Origin of the sequence: Pseudomonas ogarae (assembly GCF_014268695.2) — a bacterium.
Lineage (GTDB): Bacteria > Pseudomonadota > Gammaproteobacteria > Pseudomonadales > Pseudomonadaceae > Aquipseudomonas > Aquipseudomonas kilonensis.
Genome location: NZ_CP077086.1, coordinates 1,928,009 through 1,947,029 on the forward strand (window position 1 = coordinate 1,928,009; position 19,021 = coordinate 1,947,029).

At 61.0% G+C, this 19,021-nt stretch carries 18 protein-coding genes and 2 pseudogenes; 7 read left to right on the top strand and 13 right to left on the bottom strand.

What is annotated here, in order from left to right; all coding sequences use genetic code 11:
• The first annotated feature begins 10 nt into the window (after nucleotides 1-10).
• Nucleotides 11-877, top strand: coding sequence for a carboxylate/amino acid/amine transporter (locus HU749_RS08625; protein ID WP_095962463.1), 867 nt, complete (start codon nucleotides 11-13; stop codon nucleotides 875-877).
• 115 nt (nucleotides 878-992) lie between these two features.
• On the opposite strand, the gene HU749_RS08630 is transcribed toward HU749_RS08625, so the two are convergent.
• Nucleotides 993-2,291 carry a mechanosensitive ion channel family protein gene (locus tag HU749_RS08630; RefSeq protein ID WP_046062946.1) on the bottom strand — a complete coding sequence of 433 codons (1,299 nt, stop codon included), beginning with the start codon at nucleotides 2,289-2,291 and terminating at the stop codon, nucleotides 993-995.
• Between the two features lie 193 nt (nucleotides 2,292-2,484).
• Between HU749_RS08630 and HU749_RS08635 the strand changes: the two genes are divergently transcribed.
• Nucleotides 2,485-3,831 carry a DEAD/DEAH box helicase gene (locus HU749_RS08635; RefSeq protein WP_014337093.1) on the top strand — a complete coding sequence of 449 codons (1,347 nt, stop codon included), beginning with the start codon at nucleotides 2,485-2,487 and terminating at the stop codon, nucleotides 3,829-3,831.
• 239 nt (nucleotides 3,832-4,070) lie between these two features.
• Here the strand turns inward: HU749_RS08635 and HU749_RS08640 are convergent, their stop codons facing one another.
• From HU749_RS08640 to HU749_RS08655, 4 genes and pseudogenes are all read right to left on the bottom strand, one after another.
• Complete coding sequence (locus HU749_RS08640; RefSeq protein WP_095973966.1) at nucleotides 4,071-4,346, bottom strand: hypothetical protein; 276 nt, start codon at nucleotides 4,344-4,346, stop codon at nucleotides 4,071-4,073.
• Nucleotides 4,347-4,474: 128 nt separating this feature from the next.
• Nucleotides 4,475-4,612: pseudogene (locus HU749_RS08645) on the bottom strand (helix-turn-helix domain-containing protein); the annotation flags it as partial.
• 52 nt (nucleotides 4,613-4,664) lie between these two features.
• Nucleotides 4,665-4,937 (bottom strand): hypothetical protein, encoded by a 273-nt coding sequence (locus HU749_RS08650; RefSeq protein WP_095973965.1) that lies wholly within the window; start codon nucleotides 4,935-4,937, stop codon nucleotides 4,665-4,667.
• A 243-nt stretch (nucleotides 4,938-5,180) separates the two neighbouring features.
• Nucleotides 5,181-5,912, bottom strand: a complete 732-nt coding sequence (locus HU749_RS08655) for a DUF899 domain-containing protein (protein WP_095973964.1) — start codon at nucleotides 5,910-5,912, stop codon at nucleotides 5,181-5,183.
• A 185-nt stretch (nucleotides 5,913-6,097) separates the two neighbouring features.
• On the opposite strand from HU749_RS08655, the gene HU749_RS08660 reads away from it, so the two are divergent.
• Nucleotides 6,098-6,490: a transcriptional regulator gene (locus HU749_RS08660; protein ID WP_079305198.1), complete on the top strand. Its 393-nt coding sequence runs from the start codon at nucleotides 6,098-6,100 to the stop codon at nucleotides 6,488-6,490.
• Nucleotides 6,491-6,646: 156 nt separating this feature from the next.
• On the opposite strand, the gene HU749_RS08665 is transcribed toward HU749_RS08660, so the two are convergent.
• The 3 genes from HU749_RS08665 to HU749_RS08675 form a co-directional block, all read right to left on the bottom strand.
• Nucleotides 6,647-7,513 (bottom strand): DUF6279 family lipoprotein, encoded by an 867-nt coding sequence (locus HU749_RS08665; RefSeq protein WP_046062952.1) that lies wholly within the window; start codon nucleotides 7,511-7,513, stop codon nucleotides 6,647-6,649.
• Nucleotides 7,514-7,594: 81 nt separating this feature from the next.
• Complete coding sequence (locus HU749_RS08670) at nucleotides 7,595-8,311, bottom strand: TorF family putative porin (RefSeq protein ID WP_186649662.1); 717 nt, start codon at nucleotides 8,309-8,311, stop codon at nucleotides 7,595-7,597.
• Nucleotides 8,312-8,505: 194 nt separating this feature from the next.
• Complete coding sequence (locus HU749_RS08675) at nucleotides 8,506-8,694, bottom strand: PFL_1563 family small protein (protein WP_172436054.1); 189 nt, start codon at nucleotides 8,692-8,694, stop codon at nucleotides 8,506-8,508.
• A gap of 339 nt (nucleotides 8,695-9,033) precedes the next feature.
• On the opposite strand from HU749_RS08675, the gene HU749_RS08680 reads away from it, so the two are divergent.
• The gene (locus HU749_RS08680) at nucleotides 9,034-9,870 is read left to right on the top strand and encodes a CvfB family protein (RefSeq protein WP_014337103.1); all 837 of its coding nucleotides are present in this window, start codon (nucleotides 9,034-9,036) and stop codon (nucleotides 9,868-9,870) included.
• A gap of 398 nt (nucleotides 9,871-10,268) precedes the next feature.
• Nucleotides 10,269-11,723: an NCS1 family nucleobase:cation symporter-1 gene (locus HU749_RS08685; RefSeq protein ID WP_186649664.1), complete on the top strand. Its 1,455-nt coding sequence runs from the start codon at nucleotides 10,269-10,271 to the stop codon at nucleotides 11,721-11,723.
• Here the strand turns inward: HU749_RS08685 and HU749_RS08690 are convergent, their stop codons facing one another.
• Nucleotides 11,724-12,896 carry an MFS transporter gene (locus HU749_RS08690; RefSeq protein ID WP_186649667.1) on the bottom strand — a complete coding sequence of 391 codons (1,173 nt, stop codon included), beginning with the start codon at nucleotides 12,894-12,896 and terminating at the stop codon, nucleotides 11,724-11,726.
• 104 nt (nucleotides 12,897-13,000) lie between these two features.
• Between HU749_RS08690 and ptrR the strand changes: the two genes are divergently transcribed.
• Both ptrR and HU749_RS29355 read left to right on the top strand, forming a co-directional pair.
• Nucleotides 13,001-13,894: a putrescine utilization regulator PtrR gene (ptrR, locus tag HU749_RS08695; protein ID WP_046062955.1), complete on the top strand. Its 894-nt coding sequence runs from the start codon at nucleotides 13,001-13,003 to the stop codon at nucleotides 13,892-13,894.
• A 139-nt stretch (nucleotides 13,895-14,033) separates the two neighbouring features.
• Nucleotides 14,034-14,162: a PA1414 family protein gene (locus HU749_RS29355; protein WP_003198971.1), complete on the top strand. Its 129-nt coding sequence runs from the start codon at nucleotides 14,034-14,036 to the stop codon at nucleotides 14,160-14,162.
• A 208-nt stretch (nucleotides 14,163-14,370) separates the two neighbouring features.
• Here HU749_RS29355 and HU749_RS08700 read toward each other — a convergent pair.
• The 4 genes and pseudogenes from HU749_RS08700 to speB form a co-directional block, all read right to left on the bottom strand.
• Nucleotides 14,371-15,757: pseudogene (locus HU749_RS08700) on the bottom strand (sodium:solute symporter family protein).
• A 143-nt stretch (nucleotides 15,758-15,900) separates the two neighbouring features.
• Nucleotides 15,901-17,445, bottom strand: coding sequence for a purine-cytosine permease family protein (locus tag HU749_RS08705; protein ID WP_225919177.1), 1,545 nt, complete (start codon nucleotides 17,443-17,445; stop codon nucleotides 15,901-15,903).
• 49 nt (nucleotides 17,446-17,494) lie between these two features.
• Nucleotides 17,495-17,902: a YybH family protein gene (locus HU749_RS08710; protein ID WP_014337109.1), complete on the bottom strand. Its 408-nt coding sequence runs from the start codon at nucleotides 17,900-17,902 to the stop codon at nucleotides 17,495-17,497.
• A 9-nt stretch (nucleotides 17,903-17,911) separates the two neighbouring features.
• Nucleotides 17,912-18,862, bottom strand: coding sequence for an agmatinase (gene speB, locus HU749_RS08715; protein WP_003198979.1), 951 nt, complete (start codon nucleotides 18,860-18,862; stop codon nucleotides 17,912-17,914).
• Nucleotides 18,863-19,021: the final 159 nt, after the last annotated feature.

Consider the following 19,021-nt stretch of genomic DNA (forward strand, 5'->3'; position numbering starts at 1 on the left):
GAGGGGCGGTATGGGCTATCTACTGTTTGTGACATTGATCCAGGCGTTTTCCTTCAGCCTGATCGGCGAGTACCTGGCCGGGCATGTGGACAGTTATTTCGCGGTGCTGGTGCGGGTGTTGCTGGCCGGGTTGGTGTTCATCCCGCTGACGCGCTGGCGCCAGGTGGAGCCGACGTTCATGCGCGGCATGCTGTTGATCGGCGCCTTGCAGTTCGGCGTGACCTATGTCTGCCTGTACCTGAGCTTTCGAGTGCTGACGGTGCCCGAGGTGCTGCTTTTCACCATCCTGACGCCCCTGCACGTGACCTTGATCGAAGACGCGCTGAACCGTCGCTTCAATCCCTGGGCACTGATTGCGGCGCTGGTGGCCGTGGCCGGCGCGGCGGTGATTCGCTACGACCGGATCAACCCGGATTTCTTCATGGGCTTCTTGCTGCTGCAACTGGCCAACTTCACCTATGCGGCCGGGCAGGTGCTCTACAAACACCTGGTGGCTCGCCATCCGAGCGACCTGCCGCATTACCGGCGTTTCGGTTATTTCTATCTCGGTGCGCTGATGGTGGCGTTGCCGGCTTTCCTGCTGTTCGGCAAGGCCAACTTCTGGCCTGAAGCGCCGCTGCAATGGGGCGTGCTGGTGTTCCTCGGCCTGGTCTCCACCGCCCTGGGGTTGTACTGGTGGAACAAAGGCGCGTGCCTGGTCAACGGCGGGACGCTGGCGGTGATGAACAACCTGCATGTGCCGGTGGGGCTTCTGGTGAACCTGCTGATCTGGAACCAGCACGAGGCACTGGGGCGGTTGCTGCTGGGTGGGTCGGTGATATTGGCGGCGGTTTGGATCAGTCGGTTGGGGATACGCCAACCTCAGACTTCGCCCTGAACACTGTGGGAGCGAGCTTGCTCGCGATAGCGGAGTATCAGTCAACATCTATGCTTCTGACACACCGCTATCGCGAGCAAGCTCGCTCCCACAAGGGATCTCTGGTGTTTGAGGGTCAAACCACCTGCTTCTGCGGCTCCGGCAGGTGGCTCGCCCCCAGCACCGCCGGCAGCAGCCCCGAGCGCAGGTCCGTGCCGCTAGGCTGCTGGTACAGGTTCAACCCGAACTCCGGCATCACCGCCAGCAGGTAATCGAAAATATCCCCCTGGATGCGCTCGTAGTCGGTCCACGCGGTGGTGCGGGTGAAGCAGTAGATTTCCAGCGGGATGCCCTGGGCGGTGGTTTGCATCTGCCGGACCATGCAGGTCATGTTCGGTTGGATCTCTGGATGGCTCTTCAGATAGGCCAGCGCATAGGCGCGGAAAGTGCCCAGGTTGGTCATCCGCCGACGGTTGGCCGACATCGCCGCGACGTTGCCCTGGGCCTCGTTCCAGGCCTTGAGTTCGGCCTGTTTGCGGCCGATGTAGTCGGTCAGCAGGCGCACCTGGGTCAGGCGCTGCTCTTCCTCGTCATGCAGGAAGCGCACGCCGCTGGCGTCGATGAACAGGCTGCGCTTGATCCGTCGCCCGCCGGACTGCTGCATGCCGCGCCAGTTCTTGAACGACTCGGACATCAGGCGCCAGGTGGGGATCGAGACGATGGTCTTGTCGAAGTTCTGCACCTTGACCGTGTGCAGCGTGATGTCCACCACGTCACCGTCGGCACCGACCTGGGGCATCTCGATCCAGTCGCCGACCCGCAGCATGTCGTTGCTGGTCAGTTGCACGCTGGCGACGAACGACAGCAGGGTGTCCTTGTAGACCAACAGGATCACCGCCGACATCGCCCCCAGGCCCGACAGCAGCAACAGCGGCGAGCGGTCGATCAGGGTGGCAACGATGATGATCGCGCCGAACACATACAGCACCATCTTCGTCAGTTGCACGTAGCCTTTGATCGAGCGGGTCCGCGCATGTTCGGTGCGTGCGTACACGTCCAGCATGGCGCTGAGCAGGGCACTGAGGCTCAGCACCATGAACAGGATGGTGAACGCCAGGGCGACATTGCCCAGGAAAATCATGCTGGTCTTGCTCAGTTCCGGCACCAGGTGCAGGCCGAACTGGATGATCAGCGACGGCGTCATTTGCGCCAGGCGATGAAAGACCTTGTTCTGGCGCAGGTCGTTGACCCAGTTCAAGGCCGGTTGGCGCCCCAGCAACTTGGCGGCGTGCAAAATCAGGTAGCGCGCCACGCGCCCAAGCACCAGGGCGATGACCAGCAGCAACATCAGGGCGAGGCTGGAATGCAGGATCGGGTGCTGGTCAAGGGCACCCCAGAGGTCTTGGATGTTGACCCAGAGTTGTTTGATGTCCATGGACGAAACGGTTCTTCTATAAAGACGCGACGGTGCGATTAGAGCATTTAAGCCCGGTCAAGTGACCGTTGATGCAATAGCAGCTGATAAAAATGCACTGATTTACCGCCGTTTGTATAAAGAAACTCGGCCTTCGCGCTCGAAACCGTTACCCTATGCAGCTGTTTTTTTGCATTTCTTCGAGGTAGCACCCGTGTTTTCCCAATTCGCCCTGCACGAACGCCTGCTCAAAGCCGTGGCCGAGCTTAAATTTGTCGAGCCAACGCCGGTGCAGGCAGCGGCTATTCCGCTCGCGCTCCAGGGGCGTGACCTGCGGGTGACGGCGCAAACCGGCAGCGGCAAGACCGCCGCGTTCGTGCTGCCGATCCTCAACCGCCTGATCGGCCCGGCCAAGGTCCGCGTCAGCATCAAGACCCTGATCCTGCTGCCGACCCGTGAACTGGCCCAGCAGACCTTGAAGGAAGTGGAGCGCTTCTCGCAGTTCACCTTCATCAAGTCCGGCCTGATCACTGGCGGCGAAGACTTCAAGGTCCAGGCCGCCATGCTGCGCAAGGTGCCGGACATCCTGATCGGCACCCCAGGGCGGATGATCGAGCAGTTGAACGCCGGCAACCTCGACCTCAAGGAAGTCGAAGTGCTGGTGCTGGACGAAGCCGACCGCATGCTGGACATGGGCTTTGCCGAAGACGTGCAGCGCCTGGTGGATGAATGCGTCAATCGCCAGCAGACCATGCTGTTCTCCGCCACCACCGGCGGCTCGGGCCTGCGCGAGATGATCGCCAAGGTGCTGAACAACCCTGAGCACTTGCAGCTCAACGCGGTCAGCCAACTGAACTCCACCACTCGCCAGCAGATCATCACCGCTGACCACAACCAGCACAAAGAGCAGATCGTCAACTGGTTGCTGGCCAACGAGACCTACGAAAAAGCCATCGTCTTCACCAACACCCGGGCCATGGCCGACCGCATCTACGGCCGCCTGGTGGCCCAGGAATACAAGGCGTTCGTACTGCACGGCGAGAAAGACCAGAAGGACCGCAAGCTGGCCATCGACCGCCTCAAGCAGGGCGGCGTGAAGATCCTCGTCGCCACCGACGTCGCCGCTCGCGGCCTGGACGTGGAAGGCCTGGACATGGTCATCAACTTCGACATGCCCCGCAGCGGCGACGAATACGTGCACCGCATCGGCCGTACCGGCCGTGCCGGCAACGACGGCCTGGCGATCTCGCTGATCTGCCACGGCGACTGGAACCTGATGTCGAGCGTCGAGCGCTACCTCAAGCAGAGCTTCGAGCGCCGCACCATCAAGGAAGTCAAAGGCACCTACGGCGGACCGAAGAAGGTCAAGGCCTCGGGCAAAGCCGTTGGTGTGAAGAAGAAAAAGGTCGACGCCAAGGGCGACAAGAAGAAAACCGGCGCCAAGGCCCCGACCAAGCGCAAGACCGCCAACCGCCCGAAGAGCGACGCTCCGTCGCTGGTCAGCAAGGACGGCATGGCGCCCCTCAAGCGCCGCAAGCCAGAGGCGCCTGCGGCTGAGTGAGTCGGCGTTAGCGCTTGATAAAAGAACCGGACCTTGGGTCCGGTTTTTTTATGGGCAACTGAATCTGACGCAAAACCCTGTGGCGAGGGGATTTATCCCCGCTGGGGCGCGCAGCGGCCCTAAAGCAGTCAACTCAATCTTCCTGGCACACCGAGTTGCCTGGTTTTGGGGGCTGCTGCGCAGCCCAGCGGGGATAAATCCCCTCGCCACAAAAGCGGGTTAGGCTCGGCTGTGGCTAATCACCCAGCTTTCTTTTCTGCGTTCTTCAATTCTTCCAGGCGCTTATCAATCAACTGGCACTTATCCGGCACATCCTTACTGGCCGTCTCCATGTCCATTTTCTGCAGCTCATCGTTGATTTCCTTGGCCTTGGCCGGGTTCTGTTCGGTGAGCTTGGTCACTTCCTGGGCCAACTGTTCGCGCTTGGCGGTCGCTTCCTCTGGCGTGCAAGTGGCCCAGACGGGCAGGGCGCAGGTGAGGGTGGCGGCAAGGGTGAGTTTCAAGAGGGTTTTCATGGCAGGGCCTCATATTCCTTGTTGGGCAGGTAATGGGTTGAGGCCGGTGTTGTGGGGAAAGTTCATTAGCCGGCGATTTGTCTGCTGCTTGGCAGATGTTCCATCACCCGTCCGTTTTGTAGGAAGTTGGCGCGTGTGACTACTTCCATCGCTTTGTCGATATAGCTTGTATCGCCGGTTTCCCGGGCATCTCTCATGAACTCCGCAATGGCCTCTGGAGTACTGAGATATTCTGCGGGGTCAAATTCTGTAAAGGTCTCGATCATTTTGCTCTCCGCGCATGTAAAAAACGGGTGACCCAAAGGTTGCCCGTTTTCGTTACCCAGCAGCTTGCGCTCGCAACCGTCTCCCAATCACATCCAGCACATCACACCCGGCGCGCAACGCTATGGTCAGCATCTTGCAAAAGTCTGAAAGCACCACCGTATCGGAGCTGATATCCGAACAGAACGCGATATTTTCCAGTAACTGGGTCACCGTGCGGATGCGGTAGTCGGCGGTTTCGAAAAGGACGTCCAGCGGGGCTTCGGTGTCGATGAGCAGGGTGGCCGGGGTGCAGTCGATTCTGGTGATGGGCATGTATCTAGTCATAAGCAGAGCCTCGAAAGTTGATGAGTCTCTCTGTAGATCGGGTCGCCAAACCCGGTCGCCTTTTTGGGGCGACGAGGGACTATAGGCTGGCCCCCTCCAGTGCCACAAGACACCGCTTTCCGAGCTTCATGTAGGACGTTTGGCCTGGTATTTGTCGGCTTAAAGCAAGCGACCGCTACGCAGTCGAGCGGGAGCAAGCTCCCTCGCCACGGGGATCACGCTCGACTTGGGCGGATTGGCGCATCAACCATGGCAGCAGCCGTGGGGCTTGGCCTCGTCGTATTTATCGTGATGCCGCACCCAGTCCATGATTTCGTCTTCGTTGCGGCCCTTGGGCGTCAGGTCGAGGTAGTTGTAGGTGCCGACCAGGATGTCGAGGCCACGGGCGTAGGTGGAGTAGGTGTGGAAGATGTCGCCGGCTTCGTTGCGATAGAAGACGCTCAGGCCGGGGAGTTCGCCTTCGGTGGTGTCGGTTTTTTCGTAGTTGTAGGTGGCTTTTCCGGTGGCGGTGTCTTCGGTTTTGAAGCTGACGCCGAAGTCGTAGTTGAAGTCGCAGCCTTCGGATGAGACCCAATCGAAGGCCCAGCCCATGCGGCGTTTGAAGGGTTGGAATTCGGCGAAGGGCGCGTGGGAGACGGCCACGATGGCGACGTCGTGGTGGGCCAGGTGTTGGTTGGCACCGTCGATGTGGTCGGACAGGAATGAGCACCCTGGGCAGCCTTCTTTCCAGCCTTCGGCGAACATGAAGTGGTAGATGATCAGTTGGCTGCGGCCGCCGAACAGGTCGGCCAGGCTCAGTTCGCCGTGGGGGCCTTGGAAGCGGTAGGGTTTTTCGATTTTTACCCAGGGCAGGGCGCGGCGTTCGGCGCTGAGTTTGTCTCGTTCGCGGGTGAAGGCTTTTTCGTGGGCCAGGTGTTGGCGGCGGGCGGCGAGCCATTCTTCCCGCGAGACGACTGGATGATTCTCTACGTTCATGGTGATTTCTCCTGTGGTCAGAGCCGCGAAATCGGCCTTCAACAGTTGGTCGTTTGGCCTCGGAGCAATTCGACAGACCGTTGGTCGGCTCAAGGTTGAGACCGCCCGGAAACCCGGCTGAACGGCGGCGCGGCGCCTCGGTCACAACCCAAGTAGGCATCTCACTCTTTGGAGGATGGACCAGGATGACGACTTATAACTGGGACTTGATCGAACGGTTGTTGCACGAAGTGCAGAACGGCGCCGGCCACAGCTTTACCCCTCGGCCTTATGCGGAGCAGTATGCGGCGGCGAAGGCGGCTGAAGGCGAGGCGATCGAGAACCTCGATCATCTGAAAACGGTTGCCGGGGAGTACGAGAAGTTGCTGCTCATGCGCGGCTATATTGAGCCGCGGCCGGAGGAAGAGGGCGGCAATGGCGAGAATTTTGTGCTGACGCCGCGTGGTTCGCGGCTGTTGAGCCTGATTGATAGCAGCATTCCGGGTAACGATCATCCGCGCCAAGTGCTGGATGAGCAGGTGGATGCGCTGGATGAGTTTACGTTTGATGAGTTGGCTTCTAAGGCGCAGATTGCCTGACAGGCCTGCACGGAACCCTGTGGGAGCTGGGCTTGTGTGGGAGCAAGGCTTGCCCGCGATGCAGGCAACACGGTCTATCAGATGGACCGAGGTGATGCTATCGCGGGCAAGCCTTGCTCCCACACAAGCTCGCTCTCACATGGGATCTCAGTGGTTTTAGGAGCGTGTTGCTTTCAGGCACTTCAAGTCAGTGAAATCCTTCTTCACCCCGTCGATTTTCTTCAGCAGCCGTTCGCGCTGGGGCGGGGTGCTTTCGGCCATCAGGTCCACCAGCAGGCTGCGGGCCTGGGCTTCGGTTTTGCTGAAGGCTTCGCGGTAGGCGGGGGTCCAGAGGCTTTCGCGGTTGACCAGCAATTGCTCGATGCGTTTGGGAAAGTCGGGGCTGTGGCGTTGGGCTACGGCTTCGCTGAACTGGTTTTGCCAGTGGGCGCGGTTGGCGATCCATTGCTGGTTCTGGTCACCCAGGGCGGTGGACCAGGCCATCACCCGTTGGCGCTGGGCGTCGTTGAGCGGGCCGAGCCAGTCGTTCAGGCGTTTGACCATGCGTTCGCTGCGTTGCTGGATCTGCTCCTGCAACGTCGGCTTGAGGTATTGCTGCTGGCGTTTGCGCTGGTCCTTGACGAAGGCGGCGTCCATGTCATCGACCTGGTCGTCGTTCAGGCCTTGCAGCAGTTCGATGGCCGAAGGGGTGATTGCCCGGGCGGTTTCGGCGATGGCGGCCTTGGCTTCCCGGGTACGCTGCTGCAGGGCTTCGTCGGTTACCTGCTCGGTTTGCACCATGGTCTTGAGGCGATCCAGCCAGTCGAGGTAGCCGGGCAACTGGGTGGTGCAATGCCAGCTAAGGTGTTCCTCGAGGCGTTCGTTGAACCAGTCCTTTTTCTCGCCGTTGATCTCCAGGTAATCGTTGAGGGTCCAGGGGATGATCAGGTCGAGGTTGCGGTAGGCCAGGCCTATACGGCTGCAGGCGGTGAGCGTCAGCAGCAGGGCGATGAACATGGCGGTGCGGGTCAACCAGCGCGGCATGAGCGAGTCCTTGCAAAGGCGTAGGTGCTTTGTTTGAGCATGGCAGGCGCGCGGCAGTTCAGCCGATCGAATAAGTAACGCTTAGTAAAAAGGATGGGCCATCTTGAGGGTCAGCAGGCTGTCGCATTCGCTGTTGTGGCCGGAGTAGGCCGAGCAACTGCTGCCGCTGAGGCTTGAGTCGCTGTAGATCAGGTCCAGGTCGATGCCCATCCAGGGGCGGGAAATTTTCAATGACCAGTCGCTGAAACTGCCGACATAACCGTTCTCGACCGAGACCGGGGTGTTGAGCTGGTGGGTGGTGTATTTGGCGCTGATGCCAATGCCGAACGGCACATTGCCACCCAGGTCGGCAAACAGCGTGCTGTTCTGTTTGTCCGGATCGTTGCTCAGGGCTGCGCCAAAACGGCTGCCGAGTACGGTCAGGCCGCCGTAGAACTCCTGGCTGTCGAGGGTATCTACGGTGGGGTAGCTGTAGTGGATCAGGCCGACTTCGTAGCCCAGGGTCTGGTCGAAGGGTTGTTTAAAGCCTATGTAGGAATCGACCTCAAGGTTGGTGGACGATGTCAGGCCGGCGCTGGGGGACCACTGGCCGACGTACCAGCCGCTGTCGTGGCTCAGGTCCAGGCCACCATGGAACGAACCGGTGCTCGACGGCGTGACCAGGCCCTGGGCCATGCTGCGGCTGGGGGTGGTGCCGAGTTTGAGGTCGAAGTCGCCGAGTTCGCGCTGGAATACCTGCCCCTGAGCGAGGGAACATGGCAATAGGCTGATCATCAGCAGAGCGATAGGGGCGCGCATGCTTCACTCCATGAAAAGCGAGAAGCAGGATCGGTAATTAAGCTGAAACGCTTGAGCTAGAGAGGTGCAAGCATACCGGCGAATGCTCGGCAGCGAGGGCCGTTCGTCGATTCATGGGAAATGGGTGAGACGGGGAGGGTTCCAGTCCAAGCGCTTCGAAGCTCAAAGCGCTTTGGGACCAGGTGATGCGCAGCTTACTTCTTGCCCAGGCTGATCTGCTTGGACGGGCCGAATGTCTGGCCGCTGACGCCTTTGGCAATTTGCTGGATCTCGCCGCCGGACTTGAGGAACGCAGCGATCTGGTCGTTGATCGACTCGCTGGTTTCAACGGCTGGAGCTGGCTTTGATTTGCTGTTGGATGCTTTTACGCGCATGACGACCATTAACCTGTAGATAATTAATTGGGCCAGGCATCGTACAGGAAATACTTGACAATTGCTTGGTAAATATCCTTCTGAATTATCGCTGCCGTGACGGGAATAATAGACGACTCTCCTGCAATTATTGCCCTAAGCCTCTGTTTTAAATAACAACCGGGGGAGAAATAGGGCGCCGATGGCGAGCGATACGCAGCGCCGCCCGCCTGACGAATGGCCGTGGCTGGGGCGAAAGCCCATGAAAATCAACGGTTGTGCAGGGCCTTGCTGGCAAACCTTGCCTGCGGCCACGAATCGCGCTGCAAAACCGGGTAGAATGCCACCCACGCAATGAGGGTATTGGAAATGGCTTTAGTCGGGCGCTACAACAGTTTGCAAGTGGTTAAACACACTAACTTCGGTTTATATCTGGACGGCGGTGCGGACGGCGAAATCCTGCTGCCCAATCGATATATTCCCAAGGATATTCCCAGTGAAGATGAAGACTGGCTCAATGTTTTCATTTATCTGGACAGCGACGACAAACTGATCGCCACCACGGAAAAACCCAAAGTTCAGGTGGGTGAATTCGCCAGCCTGAAAGTGGTTGAGGTCAATAGCATCGGCGTGTTCCTGGACTGGGGCCTGCCCAAGGACCTGTTGCTGCCGTATTCCGAAGAAAAGCGCCAGATGACCGCTGGCGAGTACTGCGTGGTGCATGTCTACCTCGACAAGCACACCCGCCGCATCACCGCCACAGCGCGCCTGGACCGTTATCTGGACAAGACCCCGGCCAACTATACGCCGGGCCAGGAAGTGGATTTGCTGGTCGCCGAAGCCACCGACATGGGGTTCAAGGCGATCATCAATAACAAGCACTGGGGCCTGATCCACAAGAACGAAATCTTCAAGTTCATGCGCGCCGGCAAACAGGAAAAAGGCTTCATCAAGGAAATCCGCCCGGACGGCAAGATCAGCCTGAGCCTGCAGCCGGTGGGCCAGGAAGCCGCCACCAGCCTTAACGCGAAGATCCTCGCCAAGTTGCGTGAGAACAACGGCACCTTGCCGGTCAGCGACAAGAGCGACCCGGCGCTGATCAGCAGCCTGTTTGGCGTGAGCAAGGGCAACTTCAAGAAAGCCATTGGTGCGCTGTACAAGAATGGGCAGATTGTCATTCATGCCGATCGCATTGAATTGAGCTGATCTTCAGTCGAGCCACAGCATCTGTGGCAAGTAAGGGTTTTATGTGGCCAGGGAGGCCAGCTGTGGGAGCAAGGCTTGCCCGCGATGAAGGCGATGCGGTCTTTCTGAAACCGAGGCGCCTGTTTCGCGAGCAAGCTTTGCTCCCACATAGCGGCGCGCTGCGACTTTCCTCTGTATACAAAACCCTGCACCTTTAGCATGCACTCGCGCCCTGTTCGTGGGCGCATGCCTGCTCCTGCTCGACTTTAACCCCCGCTCCACACCCCGGTTTGTCTCACATTCAGCGCCTATGGCACGCATTCTGCGTAGCAACGCGTATACAAACCATGCCGGCTCCCGTGCGCAGTATGGTGAGCAGGTCGATACGGGGGCACGGTGGTACTCAAAGGAGCCCCGCAATGTCCGAGCAATTGCCCAACGGCTACAGCCCCCGCCTCTATAATGAGGACTTGGGCCCGCTGCCGCAGAAATGGAATTGGTACAACATCTTCGCGTTCTGGATGAGCGATGTGCACAGTGTGGGCGGCTATGTGTTTGCCGCCAGCCTGTTCGCACTGGGGTTGGCGAGTTGGCAGGTGTTGATTGCCTTGCTCGGCGGTATCTGCATTGTGCAGTTGATCGCCAATCTGGTCGCCAAACCGAGCCAGCAGGCGGCAGTGCCGTATCCGGTGATCTGCCGGTTGGCGTTCGGCGTGTTCGGGGCGAATATTCCTGCAGTCATTCGTGGCTTGATCGCCGTGGCCTGGTACGGGATTCAGACGTACCTGGCCTCCAGTGCGCTGATCATCGTGGTGTTGCGGTTTTTTCCTTCGATGGAAGCCTACGCGACGCCGCATTTTGCCGGCTTGTCCTACCTGGGCTGGTTCGGTTTCCTCAGCTTGTGGTTCGTCCAGGCGCTGGTGTTCTGGACCGGTATGGAATCGATCCGTCGTTTCATCGACTGGGCCGGACCAGTGGTGTATGCGGTGATGTTCCTGTTGGCCGGTTGGATCGTGTGGAAGGCCGGTTGGAGCAATATCAGCTTCACCCTGGCGGAAAAATCCTTGTCCGGCTGGCAGGCGTTCGGCCAGGTGATCGTGGCGACGGCGTTGGTGGTGTCGTACTTTTCCGGTCCGACCCTGAACTTCGGCGATTTCAGCCGTTACTGCCGGAGCATGTCTGACGTACGCCGGGGCAATTTCTGGGGGCTGCCGGTGAATTTCCTGGCGTTCTCCCTGGTCACCGTGGTGATTGTTTCCGGGACCTTGCCGGTGTTCGGCGAAATGCTCCATGACCCGATCGCCACCGTGGCGCGCATCGACAACGATGTGGCCGTCTTGCTGGGCGCCTTTGCCTTCGTGACCGCCACCATCGGCATCAACATTGTCGCCAATTTCGTCTCCCCGGCGTTCGACTTCGCCAACGTCGCGCCGAGCAAGATCAGCTGGCGCGTCGGCGGCATGATCGCGGCGGTGGCCTCGATTTTCATCACGCCGTGGAACCTGTTCAACAACCCTGAAGTGATCCACTACACCCTGGACGTGCTGGCGGCATTTATCGGCCCGCTGTTCGGGATCCTGCTGGTGGATTACTACCTGATCAAAAAACAGCAGATCGACGTCGATGCGCTGTTCAATGACGGGCCGAGCGGGCGCTATTACTACAGCGGCGGCATCAACTGGACTGCAGTCAAGGCGTTGGTCCCGGCAACGTTGATGGGCGTGGCGATCACCTTCACGCCGCTGCTGCAACCGATGGCCAACTTTGCCTGGTTCACCGGTTGCTTCCTCGGTGGGGTGTTATATTTCGCCTTGGCGCGGCGCGAGTCGGCCGCGCAGTCGAACAAAGCGTTCAGCCCGGCCGGCCAGGCCTGATCAACGCAGGGCGGTCTGGGCGCAAGGCCTTGCCGCGCCCTGGCTGGCGGGCCGCAGCAGCAGGCCACCGGCCAGCAGTAGACCGCTGCCGGCGATGATCAGGGCCGGTTGCAGGCCGCCGCTGAAATGGCTGCTCAGCGCCGCCAGCAGTGGCCCGCTGAGCTGACCCACAGCAAAACAGGCGGTCAACAGGCCCGCGTTGCGCTGGGTGGCGTGGGGCGCCAGCTCCCGGGAGCGCAGCATCACCAGCTGCATGCAGGCCAAGAACGGCGCGCCACACAGGAGCACCCCCAACGCCAGCCCCGGCCCGCTGCCCAGCAGGCAGGCAAATACGCCGGCGGCTTGCAGCCAGAGCGTACCGATCAGCCAGCGACCGGTGGTGTTCGGGTTGGGGCGACGCAGGCTGACCAACAACACGCCGCTGGCGGCAGCCAGGCCGAAGCAGGGCCAGAACAGGTCGGCCAGCCATTGCCCGTGGAACTGCGCCGAGGCCATTTGCGACAGGAACGTGGCCGGGATGATGTAGCCCAGGCCGTACAGGGCGTACACCACACCGAGTCGAGCGATGCCACCGTTCGGTGAGGGAGTGACCGGCGCGGCAACGGTCGCGGTTGCGGCGGGTTGCGGCAGGATCGGCAGGATCACCAGCAACATCGCCAACCCCACGCCGGCATACACCAGCCACAGGGTCGCAGAGGTCTGGCCCAGCAGGTTCGAGCCCAACGCCAACAAACCTGTCAGAAAAATCCCCAATCCAGGTCCGGCAAATACCAGGGCGCCGAGCCGTGGCCGTCCCGCCGCCGCTGCCAAGGGTTGGCTCAGGGCGGTGATCATCACCATCACCCAGGCGCTCGCCACACCGGTGCCAAAACGCAATGCCAGGTGTGGCCAGAAACCCCAGGCCCAGAACGACGCCAGGGTCAGCAGCACGCACAGCCAAAGGCCGCCGAGCAACCGTCGCCGCACCTGTTCCGGGCGGTGGGCGAACATGGCGTCCAGCGCGCCGAGGAAATAGCCCAGGTAGTTGGCCGCGGCAATCAGACCGGCGGCGGTCAAGTCGACCTGACCTTCGCCGATCAAATGAGGTAACTGCGGTGTAAGGGCGAAGCGGCCAATGCCCATGGCCATCATCAGCGCGATGAAACTGCCGAGCAGGCGAATTAGAGGTGACATGGTCGTTCTCCGGGTGTCGGGGCGAATGACCGTCAGGCTAGGACTGATTGACTTTCATTAAAAATGAATAATAGTGAGTAACTTGTTCTTTTTTGGAGAAGGTCATGGAGTTCAGCCAATTGCGGATTTTCCAGGCCGTGGCCGAGGAAGGTTCCATCACCCGGGCCGCCGAGCGCCTGCACCGGGTGCCGTCGAACCTGTCGACCCGGCTCAAGCAGCTTGAAGAGCAATTGGGCGTGGACCTTTTCCTGCGTGAGCGTCAGCGTTTGCAGTTATCACCGGCAGGAAAAGTCCTGTTGGACTACGCGGCCAAGCTGTTCGCCTTGCACGACGAAGCCCATGCCGCCGTGCAGGGCGGGCAGCCGGCCGGGGATTTCCTGCTGGGCACGATGTACAGCACGGCAGCGACGCATCTGCCGGACCTGCTGGCGGCTTATCACCGAGCGTATCCGGCGGTGAACCTGCAAGTGCAGTCCGGGCCGAGCGGCGAATTGTTTGAGGGCCTGCTCACCAATCGGCTCGACGCGGCGTTGGTGGACGGCCCGCTGGAGCTGGCGGGGCTCGATGGCGTGCCGTTGTGCGACGAGCGGTTGGTGCTGATTACCGAGGCCGATCATGCGCCGGTAAGCAGCGCGCTGGATGTGCAGGGCCGCGCCGTGTTCACGTTCCGGCGTGGCTGCTCATACCGGATGCGCTTGGAGGCCTGGTTTGCCCATGACCACGCGACCATGGGCCGGGCGATGGAAATCGAGTCTTACCAAGGGATGCTGGCGTGTGTGATCGCCGGGTCCGGGGTGGCGTTGATGTCCGAGTCGATGCTGGCCAGCCTGCCGGGCCGCGAGCGGGTGACGGTGCATCCGCTGGCCGAGCCGTTTGCCAGCGCCACGACCTGGCTGATGTGGCGCAAAGGCATGGTTGGGGCCAACCTCAACGCTTGGATCGAATTGCAACAACAGGCCTGGCCGCGAGCGCCCATGACGACGGCGCAATCGGCTTGAACTCCGGGAGGTGGATTTGGATCAATTCAGTAACAGATCATTGCAAACTGAGACGAGCATTGCGTAGAACATCGGACTATTATCAGTGCGAAGGGGCCACAGTAATTTGCCGCTCGTACCACCCTGAGGGGGCACCACGATGAAAGAGAAAATCCAGAATTGGCTTCACGACCTGGGTGTCGCGCTTGGCCTGATCGAGCCACCGATGCAACCGGTACCGATCCGCACCGATGACGAGCAACGCCGCCGCCAGCCGCGCCGCCGGTAAACCCACCAGGAATTTGGAGAGATCGCAGTTCCGGACCATTTCAATTGAGATGGCCCGGAACTGCGATCTTTTTTATGCCTGAAGACAACCAATGTGGGAGCGAGCTTGCTCGCGATAGCGTTGGACCGGCATGCATCCATGTTGAATGCACCGCCGTCATCGCGAGCAAGCTCGCTCCCACAGGGATCTCATTGCCCAGGGTTGTCGGTCAGACTACCTTGGCCACCGCACTCGGCCGTGGCGACAACAAGCTCACCAGCACAAAACTCACCAGCGCCACGCTCAGGCTGTAGTAGATCGGCGTGTTGGCGTCCAGGCCGTCCTTGAGCATGAAGAGCAGCGCGGTCAGGAAGCCCAGCGACATGCTGGTGATTGCGCCAGCGGTGGTGGCGCGTTTCCAGTAGATGGCGCCGATCAGAGGGATCAGCATGCCGCCCACCAACAGGTTGTAGGCCAGGGTCAGGGCACTGATGACGTCGCTGACCACCAGGGCGATCACCAACACCACCGCCCCCATCAGCAGGGTCGCGATGCGGTTCTCGTGGACGTCGCCATTGCCACTCTCACGGCCCTGGCGCAGACGGGGCAGCAAGTCCTGGACGACCGTGGTGGATGCCGCGAGCAGGCCCGCTGCGGCAGTGGACATCAAGGCTGCCAGGGCGGCGGCGATCACCAATCCACGAATGCCGTTGGGCAGGCTGGTCTGGACGATGCTGGCGAAGGCGTTGTTGACGTTCGCAAGGTCCGGCAGCAATACCTTGGCCGCCATGCCGATCAACGCACCGGCCAGGCCGTACAGCACGCAGTACAGGCCGGCGGCGGTGCCAGCCACTTTGGCCACGCCTTCGCTGCGAGCGGTGAACACCCGCTGCCAGATGTCCTGGCCGATGAAAATGCCGAAGAAGTAGATCAGGAAATAGGTGAGGATGGTGTCCCAGCCAATCGCGGTGAAATCGAAGTAGCTGGCCGGCAAGGCCGCCACCATCGCATCCCAGCCGCCGGCATCGACGATGGACATTGGCATCAGCAGGAACACCAGGCCAACGGTCATGATCAGAAATTGCACGATGTCGGTGAGGGTCAGCGACCACATGCCGCCGATGGTGGAATACAGCACCACCACGCCGCCGCCCACCAGGATCGACACCCAGAACGGCAAGCCGAACAGCACCTGCATCACGGTGCCGATGGCGATGGTCGAGGTGGCACCGATCATCAGTGCGTAAACCAGCATGATCAACGCACTGGCCTGGCGTGCGGCCGGGTTGTAGCGGCGCTCCAGCACTTGGGTCACGGTGTAGATCTTCAGCTTGAGCAACGGCTTGGCGAGGAACAGGCTGAGGCCGACGATGCCCAGGCCAATGGCGCCGCACAACCAGAATCCGGAAATGCCGTAGACGTAGCCCAGGCGCACGGTGCCAATGGTGGACGCACCGCCCAGGACGGTGGCGGCCATGGTGCCCAGGTAAAAGCCCGGGCCGAGGTTGCGCCCGGCGACCAGGTAGTCGTCACGGGTCTTGGCGCGGCGCATGCCGTACCAGCCGAGGGCGATCATGCCGGCGGCGTAGAAGAACGACGATTAAGTCCAAAGCCATGGTGGCGTGTCTCCGATTGTCTTTTTTGTAGAAAGTCGAGATGGCGCCGTGGACAGATGGAGTTGTGGCGAGGGGATTTATCCCCGCTGGGCTGCGCAGCAGCCCCATGGCAGCCAACTCAATCTGTCAGGCACATCGAGATGTCAGGATTTGGGAGCGCTGCGCGCTCCAGCGGGGATAAATCCCCTCGCCACAGGTTCAGCGCTCGGCGAGACCGAACCCTTGCTACGCGGATCTTGCGGCCCATACACCGCCGCCGGCTCTGGAAACAGCCCCAGCAACGCCAGGTACACCACCGAGGCCAGGCCCAGGGTCACGGGCAGGCTGATATCGATCCCGCCGGCCAGTTCCCCCAGCGGCCCGACGAACTGCCCCGGCAGGTTGACGAAGCACAACCCCACCAGCGCGCTGGGGATCCATGCCCCCAGGCCGCGCCAGTTCCAGCCGTGGCTGAACCAGTAGCGCCCGCCGGTTTCGCCGCGGGTGAACACTTGCAGGTCATCCGGGCAGTAGAAGCCACGGCGCACCAGCAGGCCGATGATCATGATCACCATCCACGGCGTGGTGCAGGTGATGATCAGCACGGCGAAGGTCGAGACGCTCTGCACCAGGTTCGCGGCGAAGCGTCCGATGAAGATGAAGGCAATCGACAGCACGCCGATCAGCAGCGTCGCCTTGACCCGCGACAGCACCCGTGGAAACACGCTGGACATGTCCAGGCCGGTGCCATACAGCGAGGTGGTGCCGGTGGACATGCCGCCGATCACCGCGATCAGGCACACCGGCAGGAAGAACCAGCTTGGCGAAACTGCCAGCAATCCGCCCACGTAGTTGTTGGCCGCGATGTAGTCCGGCGCCTTGATCGCCACGATGGTGGCGGTGGCGAGGCCGAACAGGAACGGGATCAACGTCGCCAGTTGCGCAGCGATCACGGCCAGCATGATGCGGCGCTTGGGCGTATTGCGGGGGATGTAGCGCGACCAGTCACCGAGGAACGCACCGAAGGAAATCGGGTTACTCATGGCCACCAGCGCCGCGCCGATAAACGCCGCCCAGAAGCCCGGCTGGCCGAGGCTGACCGTGCCGGCGAACTGGCTGTCGAAAGTCGGTGCGAAGGCCAGGATGCCCAGCAAAAACAGCAGGCTGGCCGCCCATACTGCGATGCGGTTGACCCACAGCATGAAGCGAAAGCCATAGATGCACACCGTCAACACCAGCAGGGCGAACAGGCCGTAGGCCAGGCCCAGGCTCAGGTCGGTCTCTGGCATGCCGATCAACCGTTTGGCGCCGCCGATCAACGCATCCCCAGAGCTCCAGACCGACAGCGAGAAGAACGCGATGGCGGTCAGCAACGAGAGGAACGAGCCGACGATCCGTCCGTGCACGCCGAAGTGTGCCCCGGAAGAAACGGCGTTGTTGGTGCCGTTGAGCGGGCCGAACAGGCCCATCGGCGCGAGAATGATCGAACCCACCAGGACGCCCAGCACAATGGCCCAGACCCCGGCCTGGAATGACAGACCGAACAGCACTGGGAAACTGCCGAGCACGGCGGTGGCGAAGGTGTTGGCACCGCCGAAAATCAGGCGAAACAGGTCGCCCGGACCGGCGCTGCGTTCGTGGTCGGGGATCTGTTCGACCCCGTTGGTTTCAATGTGCGTAAGGCTTTTATCGTTATTGTTATTCATGATCTGCTCCGATCATCGAGGCGCATTCATCGTGTGTGAATGTCGCCTGTTGCTAAGGGGATGGCAGCCCTTCCGGCATTGCGGACAAATGTTCGTGACAGGCCAGCCATAGGCCTTGTTGTTCTCGGCGAAACACAATGGTTTCGCGCTCCTGGCTAAAGTGCAGCTCCCCTTGCATGCGCAGCTCGGTGGCCACGTCATGGATGAAAATCGCCACGTCCCCTTGCAGGCTGACGAAGGCGTTGCTCGACGTGCAATTGAGCACCTCGAAGCCATCCTCGGACCGCCAGCGATCCCACAACGCCAGGTAGGCATCGCGTGACAGCAGGGGCTGTTCGAGGGTGTAGAACACGAAACTCGCATCGGCCGTGAACGCGCCGAAGTAGGCGTCACGGTCATTGCGGGCGAAGGCCGACACCAATTCGGCGGCGGCCTTGAGAACCTGATCTCGATCGTTCATGACCGCACCTCAGCGATGAACCACGCCAGGCAGTACGCAGAGCATCTCGTACAGCAGGTTGGCGCCCAGCAGCGAGGTGTTGCCAGTGGTGTCGTACGGCGGCGAGACTTCTACCAGATCGCAACCGACCAGGTCGAGGCCTTGGCAGCCACGGACGATTTCGATCGCCTGGATGGTGGTCAGGCCGCCGATTTCCGGAGTGCCGGTGCCTGGCGCCCAGGCCGGGTCGATACCGTCGATGTCGAAGCTCAGGTACACCGGGCCGCCGCCGACTTTCTCACGTACTTCGGCCATCAGCGGGGCCAGGGATTTGTGCCAGCACTCTTCGGCCTGGACCACGCGGAAACCCTGGTTGCGGCTCCAATTGAAGTCATCGGCGGTGTAGCCCTGGGCCCGCAGGCCGATCTGCACCACGCGGTCGCAATCGAGCAGGCCTTCTTCCACGGCGCGGCGGAAGGTGGTGCCGTGGGCGATTTTCTCACCGAACATGTGGTCGTTCACATCGGCGTGGGCATCGATGTGCACCAGGCCGACCTTGCCGTGTTTCTTGTGGATGGCCCGCAGGATCGGCAGGGTGATGGTGTGATCGCCGCCCAGGGTCAGGGGGATGACGTTGTGTTCGAGGATCTTGTGGTACGACTCCTCGATGATCCGCACCGCGTCCAGCAGGTTGAAGGTGTTGATCGGCACGTCGCCGATGTCGGCCACCGACAGCGAGTCGAACGGCGCGGCGCCAGTGGCCATGTTGTAGGGGCGGATCATCACGGATTCGGCGCGGATTTCCCGCGGCCCGAATCGGGTGCCGGCGCGCAGGGAGGTGCCGATGTCCAGCGGCACGCCGACGAACGCAGCGTCCAGGCCGGCAGCGGTTTGCAAATGGGGGAGTCGCATCATGGTGGCGATGCCGCCGAAGCGCGGCATTTCGTTGCCGCCCAGTGGTTGGTGAAGAATCTTGTCCACGGGTAGGGCCTCATCGTTGTTTTATTTATCAGGGGCCGATTCTGCGAAAAGCCATTGCCGCGAAGAATCGCTAGGGGCAAATACTTAGTTCAGATTTTTCTAAACTAATGGCGGGTGGGGCGATAGACTTCGCAGCAACTCAATCCTGGGCAGATGATG